This is a genomic window from Shewanella sp. 125m-7 (assembly GCF_052977045.1).
This window is the reverse complement of sequence record NZ_JBRILQ010000047.1, coordinates 24354-34768: the sequence shown is the minus strand read 5'-3', so window position 1 is coordinate 34768 and position 10415 is coordinate 24354. Positions and strand designations below refer to the sequence as shown.

The 10415-nt window shown below is 42.9% G+C and carries 8 protein-coding genes; 4 read left to right on the top strand and 4 right to left on the bottom strand.

The genetic code is table 11. From position 1 onward, the window contains the following. Positions 1-142: 142 nt before the first annotated feature. The 4 genes from ACVBIL_RS17730 to glf all read right to left on the bottom strand — a co-directional run bounded on the left by ACVBIL_RS17730 (position 143) and on the right by glf (position 6517). Complete coding sequence (locus tag ACVBIL_RS17730; protein WP_447168281.1) at positions 143-1387, bottom strand: cation:proton antiporter; 1245 nt, start codon at positions 1385-1387, stop codon at positions 143-145. A gap of 140 nt (positions 1388-1527) precedes the next feature. Next, entirely contained in the window at positions 1528-4191 is a 2664-nt protein-coding gene (locus tag ACVBIL_RS17725) for a cation-translocating P-type ATPase (protein WP_447168280.1), read from the bottom strand. 344 nt (positions 4192-4535) lie between these two features. Then, positions 4536-5351, bottom strand: coding sequence for a DUF707 domain-containing protein (locus tag ACVBIL_RS17720; protein WP_447168279.1), 816 nt, complete (start codon positions 5349-5351; stop codon positions 4536-4538). Positions 5352-5374: 23 nt separating this feature from the next. Continuing rightward, on the bottom strand, positions 5375-6517 hold the full coding sequence (glf, locus tag ACVBIL_RS17715; RefSeq protein WP_447168278.1) for a UDP-galactopyranose mutase: 1143 nt from the start codon (positions 6515-6517) through the stop codon (positions 5375-5377). 264 nt (positions 6518-6781) lie between these two features. Between glf and ACVBIL_RS17710 the strand changes: the two genes are divergently transcribed. The 4 genes from ACVBIL_RS17710 (at position 6782) to ACVBIL_RS17695 (ending at position 10381) form a co-directional block, all read left to right on the top strand. Beyond that, the gene (locus ACVBIL_RS17710) at positions 6782-7711 is read left to right on the top strand and encodes a diguanylate cyclase domain-containing protein (protein ID WP_447168282.1); all 930 of its coding nucleotides are present in this window, start codon (positions 6782-6784) and stop codon (positions 7709-7711) included. A 674-nt stretch (positions 7712-8385) separates the two neighbouring features. After that, a complete protein-coding gene (locus tag ACVBIL_RS17705) occupies positions 8386-9048 on the top strand; it encodes an SPOR domain-containing protein (RefSeq protein WP_447168277.1) in 663 nt (220 codons plus the stop codon). 195 nt (positions 9049-9243) lie between these two features. Beyond that, the gene (locus tag ACVBIL_RS17700; protein ID WP_447168276.1) at positions 9244-9873 is read left to right on the top strand and encodes a hypothetical protein; all 630 of its coding nucleotides are present in this window, start codon (positions 9244-9246) and stop codon (positions 9871-9873) included. A 58-nt stretch (positions 9874-9931) separates the two neighbouring features. Further along, on the top strand, positions 9932-10381 hold the full coding sequence (locus ACVBIL_RS17695; protein ID WP_447168275.1) for a DUF4402 domain-containing protein: 450 nt from the start codon (positions 9932-9934) through the stop codon (positions 10379-10381). Positions 10382-10415 lie beyond the last annotated feature (34 nt).

Genomic DNA, 10415 nt, shown 5'->3' with positions numbered 1-10415 from the left:
AATCCCCACCAGAATACTGGTAGGGATTATCTTTCATCTGCAGGATCGGTCAAGTCCTCTTAAACGATCGGCATTGCACGTTACGTGGGTATTTTTTTGTACATGGAAGTACTTATCCCAGAACGCAGGGATTGCGTTTAATTTAGGGTTTATTCACGCCGTGATAGCGAATTAAAAAGGCCAATAACAGCGGCGTAATAATGCTGGTTGCTATTGCCATGATCACAATCGCAGAAAATAGTCCGGATATAATCGGTGGCGTAGGGTCTGGATGGTTGAATAGTCCGGCTTGCAAGGCGACTCCGGCTAACACGATTTCAACTGCGCCTCGACCACTCATCGCCACTCCAATGCGCAGCGACTCTTGGCTACTATGACCCGTGACACGCGCACAGAGTCCGGCTCCTATTAGCTTACTGAATATGGCAACACTAATCAGTAGAGCAACAAACCCTGGTATCGATACCAGTGACGTTAAGTCTAGGTGAAACCCTATCGACACGAAAAAAATGGGGGCGAGGAAACCTGAGGTGATACCAGACGTTTGTCTCTCAACGCGGTCATATACTTTTTGCTCCACAACCGCAGGATGGAAAAACATACCTGCGACAAAGGCACCGATAATAAAATGTAAACCTAGTATTTCGGCAAGTACAGCGTATGCCAGTGAGGCGATTAATAGCATACTGAAATCGATATCAGGAATGTTAGTGGACTTGAGATAGCGACCGACTAACGGAAACAGATAGTAACCGACGGGTATTGTGATAATGAAGAACAGCAGTACTTTAGCTAATAGTGGGCCCCATAAATCGAGGGTAAAAGCTAACGTTCCGCCATTGTTAATCGCGGCTAACAGCAAGGATAGAATGAATAGGCTTAACAGGTCATCCCACAGCGCGGCGGCGACAATGGTTTTACCCTCTTCGGTATCTAAGCGATTAAACTCCATCAGCATGCGAATCGTCACTGGCACTGCAGTAACAGCGAGTGCGGTTCCTAAGAACCAACTCTGAACCATCTTAAAGGGAGACTCTGGAAATAGCATCAGCCCGATCAGTGTACCTGAGATAATCGGGATTAACATTCCACCGATCGCTACAGCGGGCGCAGAACTCGAAGTTTTCTTAAAATCTAGCGGGCTCATGCGGACACCAGCCAATAGCATGAGGAAAAACATACCGAGATCGGCTAGTGCTTCGAAGGCTTCACCTTGAGTGACTTCCCATAGTAAGGGAAACGAATCTTGAAAATGGTGAAGAAATAACCCCAGTGCGATGCCCGATACTAATTCACCCACAATAGGCGGCAAATTCAAGCGTTTGGCTAGAACCGCAAATAGTCTGGTAACTACTAGTAATACAAGAACTAAATATAGAAAGCGCATCTGTATTTCGACCCTCCGCTTGACTAGTATGAGGATAGTTGTCGGTCTGTATAAAGTCTAATATCTGATCTAACTGTTCCCCTGGTTTTTCACTAGCAGATTGCTATTTTGGGGATCAGAATGTTAGCGGTAGTCTTGGGTTATTCCCGCCGACTATCTACCATAGGCACAGTGACATTCCGGTGACGCTTTGTATGCCAGTATTTTTTATGTAACTCGTCCACGATAAAGAGTATTGAGGCTGTGGCGAGTAAAATTAGCCAGTGATTTAGACTAATAGGAATCAGTTGCAGCGTATCACTTAATCCCGGCGTATACATGGCACCAATATGGATCCCCTGCGCCACCATAATACCGATGAGTAATATCGGATTACTAAACCAGGGGATCTGCAATATCGATCTGTGTTCAGAGCGACTATTAAGCGCGTGTACATTTTCAAATAGCACCATCAACATTAATGTGAGATTGCGGGCTTCAACTTCGCTCGATCCTGTTTTCAGTAATATGGCAAATAAGCCAAACGCGACTAATCCCATGGTTAGTGCACTCGAGCAGACCCTTTCGAGCATTAACCGATCAAAAATGGGCTCTTTAGGAGCGCGCGGCGCCTGAAGGATCTCTTTACCTTCGGCGGGTTCAAAGGCGAGTGCAACGTCTTGTACGCCATTGGTGACGATATTGAGCCATAGGATCTGTAGTGGGAAGAGCGGGATTGGCAATGCAAACAATACGCTGAGGATAAACAGAAAGATCTCTGCCGCTCCGGTACTGATCAGTAAGTAAATCACTTTACGGATATTGTTGTATGCAACGCGTCCTTCGATGATCCCTTTTACAATCGAACTAAATTTATCATCAGTAAGTACCAATTCAGCGCTTTCTCTGGCGACATCTGTCCCCCTAAGCCCCATAGCAATACCAACATGGGCGTGTTTTAAGGCCGGGGCATCATTGACCCCATCTCCAGTCATCGCAACAAACTCTCCTTGCCTGATCAGTGACTGGGTGATCTCCATCTTTTGTTTCGGTTTTACCCTCGCAAAGACTCTGTGGTTGGCGACGAGTCGGTCAAACGCATTGATGTCCTGTAGCCTCGCTTGTTCGAGTGTTTGACCTGTGATGGCACCATCGCTTTCATTGGCAATGTTTAGCTGTTGTGACAATGTGAGGGCGGTTGCCGGGTGATCGCCCGTAATCATCGCAACTTTAATTTTCGCTTTTTGGCAAACCGCGACAGCTTCGATCGCATCGGGCCTAAGCGGGTCGCTCATGGCCACTAAGCCAAGAAATTCGAGTTCACTGAAATGATCATCCACAGGGTTGCCAGAGCCATGAGCCAATGCCAAGACTCGATAACCTTGCTGGGCCATTAAGTGAGTTTGATTGAGAATTTTTTGGCACATTTCTTTACTGAGTAAGCACATGGGAAGGAGTTTCTCCACCGCCCCTTTTACGGAGATGATTGGGCCAAGCTCACTTTCGTTAATACTGGCACTAAAGCCTTTTTCTGATTCATAGGGGAACAAGTTAAGTTGTTGCTGTGAAGTGCGAGGCTTGAGTTTGCACTTGTGGCCTAATACGAGAAAGGCAAGGTCAACGCCATCACCATCGGCGTGAGTTTGGTTATTTTCAAATACTAAGTGCGCTTCATTAGCGAGGATACCCGTTGTGACTAACAGCTTGAGTGGACTATCCTTCGCCAAGCCACTCTGAGTAAAGTCGACAGGGGCATCACTTCTATAGCCACGACTATGATGATGAGAAGATCTATGATGACCTGCGGTATGAACAGGGCTAAGAGCATGACGATGTACTGTGCCAACTGGGCTTAATCCCTCTCCAGTAACATGGTAGATCTGCTCGTTTGCGAGCCAAATTTGGCCAATGGTCATCTCATTTACAGTTAATGTGCCTGTTTTATCTGAGGCGATATAAGTACAAGAACCAAGTGCTTCTACCGCAACCAGTTTACGTACTATCACATTCGCTTTGGCCATTCGCTTCATGCCGATTGCTAACGCAACGGTAATTGCCGCAGGAAGTCCCTCTGGGATCGCAGAGACTGCTAATGCGACTCCGAGTACGAATACTTCGGAAAGCGCCGCGCCTCGAAGTAATGTCAGGCCAAATATGAAAGCGATAATGATGAGTATCGCTATCGCGATACGGAGGGTGAACTGATCGATTCTTTGCATCAGTGGCGGTTTAGTACGACTTCCTTGATGGACTAAGTGAGCTATCTGCCCTATTTGCGTGTTGGTTCCGGTTGCAATGACCTCGCCTTCGGCTCGTCCATGGGTGACTAAGGTACCGGCAAAAGCCTGTTTGGTATTGCTAACGGAGATAGATTCCCCGGTAAGAGCAGACTCATCGACTTGAAATAGATTCGATTGTTTTAGGCTTATGTCTGCACCAATACGATCGCCGCTATTTAGCATGACCCAGTCACCAGATACTAAATCTTCACTATCGATGAGTATCGGGTGGCCATCGCGGAGCACTCGGCTCTGCTGCGGCACCATATGCGCTAATGAATCGGCAGCTTGCTGTGCCGAATACTCTTGAATGGTGCCAATAAGGGCATTGAGCAGTAAAACTAGCGCGATAAAAAAAGCATTGATAAGTTGCCCAAGGAGTAAGCAAACTATCACGGCCACCAGTAACACATAGATGAATGCACTACGAAATTGAATAAGAAACAGTGTTAAAAAACTGTTTCTTAGTGGTTTGGGTAAGCTATTTTTACCGTGCTGCCGCAATCGCTCCTGAGCCTGCTCGGTAGTTAACCCTTGAATTGCCACGTAGCCCCCCGCTGACCGCTTTGATTTGTCCCCTTGATCTATAGTCAATAATTATAGGGCAAGACATGTTTTAAGGTGTTTAATTGACCAACATCAAAGGTTAGCCATTGCTGGAAGATGGGGCACTTTCGCGGGAGGTTCGTCGCGATGAAGATGGCTATATGTTGTTGAAAGGTTAATAAGCCCAAACTCAAAATAAGCTTAAGTAATAAGCACGCGCAAACTCTAACTATGCCGAAAATATAGGTTTTATAGCTAGTTGGTATTTACGAAGCGCCCCCTTTTAGGGAGCGATATTTAGGGGGCTTTATCTGTGAGCGCTGGCGTTAAGGCGAAGGTTTCAATTAACGATTACAGAATTTTGGGTGTTTTTGTGCCCTGTATTTTGCCATCACCCTTTGGTATTTGCCTCTTATGCTCGCTAGAAGTGGTGAGCAAACCTTAGATTCGGAAACCTGACTAAAGACTTTAAATTTATTTGGCCCATGACGACGACTGATATTGAACTGTGGATATAAGCTCTGAAGGTGCACAGCATCGTTCTTCGGTGATAGCTCAGGGTTGAGCTTATATAACTCACCTCCCACGGGGCGAGTGTGAATAACCGCCGTAGCATCGATAACGGCAATACTCTTGAAGTCTTCATTATCAATGAGGTGAGGCCAAAGAGCATCAAGCCCCCACCCAGAAGGGCTTTGACCCAAACTCTCCTTTAGGGTTACCAAAGCATGAGCAGAGAATACTGGCACCATCACTTCAACAAAATTACAGTAGCGTAAAACACTGTGCGGTTGGCACAGTAAACTGGAATGCGAAAAGTAAGAATCCATGGTCAGTGCTGGTTGTGCCAACGCTAAGCCAAAACCATCAAAAAGACTGAACATCTTGTTGATGGTATTAGCGTCAGTCATGATGTCATCATCGGGTAACCAGACTGCATCATATTGCGATATAAGTGACCAGTTGGCTTCAACCAGCTTATTGATTATTGGCCACTTTCCGCCTTTTACCTGCTCATAATAAGTCGCTTCAGCTTGGTAATTATTAGGCTTATCGCCAAAGTAACTTAAGAATAAATCAAAGTTAGGGGCTGCATTTTCTAACCAATGCGGATGCAGTGAGTTATCGCCGACTCGGGCAATGACTAAGTATTTTTTCATATCAAATGACTCTAAAAATGTCTCTATTGTGCAGTGAAAGCTGGCATGGCTTGTTGGGTTGCTAGCGTATTTAGAAAGATCTGGCTGGCCGTCAATGCTTCATCAATCGTCACGTCCATATCTAAGTAACGATAGGTGCCTAATCGACCAACAAAGGTTATATTTTGCTGTTGTTTGGCAAGCTCAATATAGCGCTCAAGCAAGGAATTATCTTCACTCAAGCGTACTGGATAATAGGGGATGTCATCGGCAGTTGCTTCGCGACTGTACTCTTTAAAAATCACTGTGCTTGAGTGTGTCTCCCAAGGGGTAAAGTGCTTATGTTCACTGATCCGCGTATAGGCTTGGCTATTATCGCAATAATTAATGACAGCATTGCCTTGATAGTCACCTTCATGGGTTTCTTTATCAAAGTCTAAGGTTCGATAGGGGAGTCTACCGAGTTGATAATCAAAATACGCATCTAACGGCCCTGAGAAAAAAACATGATCGTACTCGGATTTCATTGCGGCGCAAAAGGCCGAATCGAGTTGTAGTGTAATGTTAGGGTGATCGAGTAACTTTTCGATTAACGGGGTGTAGCCCTCAATCGGCATTCCCTGAAATGGGTGGTTAAAATAATTATCATCGTAATTAAATCTAACTGGCAGGCGCTTTAAAATACTCGCTGGTAGCGTATCAGGCGAGCGCCCCCACTGCTTAATGGTGTAATGCTTGAAAAAAGCTTGGTACAGCGATTCTCCAATCATTTTTTGCGCTTGTTGCTCAAAATTCTGTGGTTCCATAATGCTGCCATCTGCTTGTTTAGCAATAAATTGCTCAGCTTCAGCGGGTGACATCTGTGCATTAAAAAACTGATTGATTGTATGCAGATTAATTGGCAATGAGTAAACCTGACCATTGCTCACCGCCTTCACTCTATTGGTAAATGGCATCATTTGCCCAAGTTGGGTGACATAGTCCCAAATGTGCGCTTTATCGGTGTGGAAAATATGTGGGCCAAAGTGATGTAGCATTACATCGCTCTCGCTATCTCGAGAAGAGTAGCAATTACCTGCAATATGTTTGCGAGGTTCAAATACTGTTATTTGGTGGCCAGCTTTGGCGAGCTCATTTGCAATAACAGCACCTGAAAACCCGGCTCCGGCGATTCCGATTTTAAGCATCATGTATTCAATATTAGCGGTCAATAAAAGCAGGAGTGAAGTTTACAATACTTGCGCCTGATATGAGCGAAATTAATCAGCTTGGATATAAAAAACGACACTGCATGTATCTGTTTATTCGCTGCTGTGGTTTTAATGTTTTATGTTTGTTGCTATTTTGTGTGCTCATTTGTTTTGAAAAATGGCTAAGATAAGTGAAATCGTGGAACCAAGGAGAGGCTTATTACGACCTCGATTGATAAAGACGAACTGTTGGCAGAGTTAATGCGCGATAAGGCTGAACTAACCAAAGAAAATGCCTCGTTACGCGACCAAAATAAAGTCTTACAGCAAAAGCTCAATGCTGCGTTAGATGGAACTGGCTTGTGTTTGTGGGAGCAGCATATTCCCAGCGGTAATTTAACCATGTTTAATATGGAGTGGGGGTCACTGCTCGGCTACACCATAGATGAACTGGCAGCCCATATCGATAGCTGGAAAGGTAATCTTCATCCAGAAGATCGTGATTGGGTGATCGCTAACTTTGATGATCATATCAAGGGGAGAACCGACTCCTACGATGTGACCCATAGAATGTTGCATAAAGATGGCTCGGTGACTTGGGTATCAGATCGTGGGCGGGTGATTGAATTTAGCTCGAGGGGGGAGCCATTACGGATCATGGGGACGCATGTTGATATAACGAAAGAGAAACGCTACGAGCAGGAGTTGGCTAAGCTTGCCCACCGTGATCCTTTAACCGAGCTGTTCAATCGACAAGCTATCATTGAGGCGTTTAACAGCTCGCGTCAATCTTCAATAAAGGGTGCCTTAATGTTTATCGATTTAGATGACTTTAAGGCTAACAACGACCGCTATGGACATAAGTTTGGCGATAACTTACTAATTAAAATCGCAGAAATGCTGCAACTGCAGGTGCAAGAGTCTCAAGTTATCGCAAGGCTTGGAGGTGATGAATTTGTTGTGCTGTTTGAGTTTAGTGATAAAGCATTACTTGCTTGTATAGCAGACAGGATCTTGAGTGCTTCTATGGGGTCTATCGAGGTCGAAAATAGGCATGTGACAATTGGGATGAGTATCGGGATCAGTTTATTTTCAGATCAATCTTTTAGCTATGCCTATGAGCAAGCCGATCGTGCAATGTATGAGGTAAAGCGCCAAGGAAAAAACGGCTACCGTTTTGCATTTCTTTAGGCTTAATGGCTGTCCATTTACTATGAAGCAGCTTTTTTGGGTTAATTTTATTCATCTTCGTCAGTACGATTTCTACAGGGAATAGATCACTTGTTCCATATCGATATTCTCCATCCATAAGCTGCTTGATAAAACATCAAGTTAGCTAAGACCACTTTAATAAATGGTTAGCCTCTTATTAACTGCCACCAAAATTAATTTTGTCATTATTTTGTCATTACTCTGTCATTTTTAGTTCTTCGATGTTTATTAGTCATTGCTGTTTCTTGTTTTTTTTGTGTTAGTTTTAAATTTATTTTTATACCCGTAAATATTAAATCACTTATTAATGATGTTCGGCCTTATATATTTTAATGGGTTTTTAATTGAACTCTAACACTATAGTTGTCGTGGTTTTTAAATTTCTGGTTTTTTCATCTTAACTTTGTGGTATTTACTGGCTTTTAAGACTACCGACTTGCTACTGTTCATTAGTGATTAACGTCACAAATTTTAACTTACTGATTTTTGTTTTAAGGTTTATGTTATTTTTGGCTCGTTTTTAGCTAGGGGAGAGTATTGATTGGTTTTTGTTTTGTTAGTTTTATTAATTTAGTGGTATATAGTAAAAGTTGACAATATATTGTCGGTAACTATTTATTAAGGCTTGTTGAATTAATGCGAGAGTTAAATAAGTGAAGCTTGTAAAGCGTTTCGGTAAAGACAAGATTAGGGCTGTGCGCTTACTTTCTAGTTGGAGGGCTGTATGTGTTCTAGGGAGTTTACTTTGTTTTCTTTCAACAACTAGCTCAGCTAAAGAACAAGAGCAAATTCTGTCATCTGAATTAGCTGCTGAGCTATCTCAAATAAGGCTGCAATTAGCTGACTGGGAGAGACTTAAGCCTGCGATTGAACGCCTAGTGGATAATGAAGAGGATTTAGGGCTATTGATCTCTGAGTTGAGTAAAATTTCAGAGTTGCAGCATAAGCCTGTAAAAGTGATAACGACGACAGAGTCGACTTTAAAACCACAACCTATTAATCGCGTAGAAAGTTTAGTCAATAATAATATGGTGACCGAATTTAAAAAAGAAGTGAAAGAGTTTGGTGTTCACCTTTCTTCTTATTCTAATGCACACAACTTAAGTTCTGGTTGGCTTAATTATCAAAAGCGTTTTAAACAATTGTTAGCAGGTGGTGCACCACTTCAGTTCGGTTTTATCCATAAGGGAAAAGAATTCTCAAGGTTGGTTTATGGACCATACTTGAGTAAAAGTGCGGCATCTAAAGTATGTCGACTATTAAAAAGTGAAGGGCAGTATTGTGCCGTAGTTAACTATGAAGGCAAGCGGATATAAATCATTTCTTGTAACTTTAATCTGTGTTGTTAAAAATAATTAAAGAAAATTTTAATTATGCCGATTAGCTATTTCGATTTGGTTTCGTTCTACTTTTATATTGGCTAGGTTTATTTGTCACTTCCGGTTTTTATTTGAACAAAGTGAGCCTTGGCGTCATTTATTAAATACAATAGTGTGTAAATGGAGTTTTAAATGAAAAATGTTTCTATGGTGGCAAAAGCCGTTGGCTTAGCATTAGTTGTTGCAGTTTCTTCACAAGTGATGGCCGCAGAAACCGAAAATGCAACGGCGTCAGTAACCGTTAAAAATGCTTTTGAAATGGCTGTAGCTAAACCATTGAATTTTGGTGAGATTACTGCTGTAGTCGATCTGACTGATACTAACGGCGTTAGTGCAAGTATTACCATGTCTCCAAATCCAACGGAGCAGGCTACAGTGGTTAACGGCGCTTTGAATGCGGCAACCATTAGGTCATTAGTTCCAGGTGAACCTGGTGAGGTGACTGTTGCAGGTGTTGCACCATATTCTGAGTTAAGCGTTACTTTGCCGACGACAACAACTAACGTTGTTGCACCTTCTGCACCTCCAGGCTCACCTAAGTTTGTGTTAAGTGCTCTCACTGCGTACATCACATCAGGTGATAATGACGGTACGCTATATGACACCGATAATAAGTTGACTGCAGACGGTCAAGGTAATGCGAGTTTCAATTTTGGTGGTACGTTAACAACGGATGTGTATGCAGCTGATACCAACGTAATTGACAGACAGTATCAAGATGGTGAGTTTACAGGCTCTTTCCCAATCACTGTTAGCTATTAAGCAAGAATAAACTTAGGTGGCGAAACATTTGTTAAGCCACCTTATATAAAGGTTAACTTTGAAACCTATTTTATTTTTTATCTTGGGAATGGTTATTTTTGATGTAAATGCAGACGTATATTTTGAGCAACCGCTATCATTTGGCACCATAGTGATCCGTGATAATAGTATTCAAAGTAGCGTGACAGTACCGACCTATGGGCACAGTACTTCGTCGGGGCAGTTGTTAATCATTAGCCCTGGTAAAGCTGCTGAAATGGTAATCACTGATTACCCTCCTTATGTCGAACTTTCAATTACTCCTATGTTACCTGTAACAACGACAGTTGCTTCGGGAGATACTGAGCAATTCACTTTAAGTGAAATCTATATTGAGCAGAACATTCGCACCGATAGTGCTGGCGTGGCTAGCGCCAAAATGGGGGGGAAGTTGTCGACGTCGGGTAATGGTAAGCATTATTTGAATACTTCTTATCGAGCCGTTTTTTATATAGATATTAGTTATTAAATCCATTAGCAAACCAAGAGTTTGTATCGTGGGC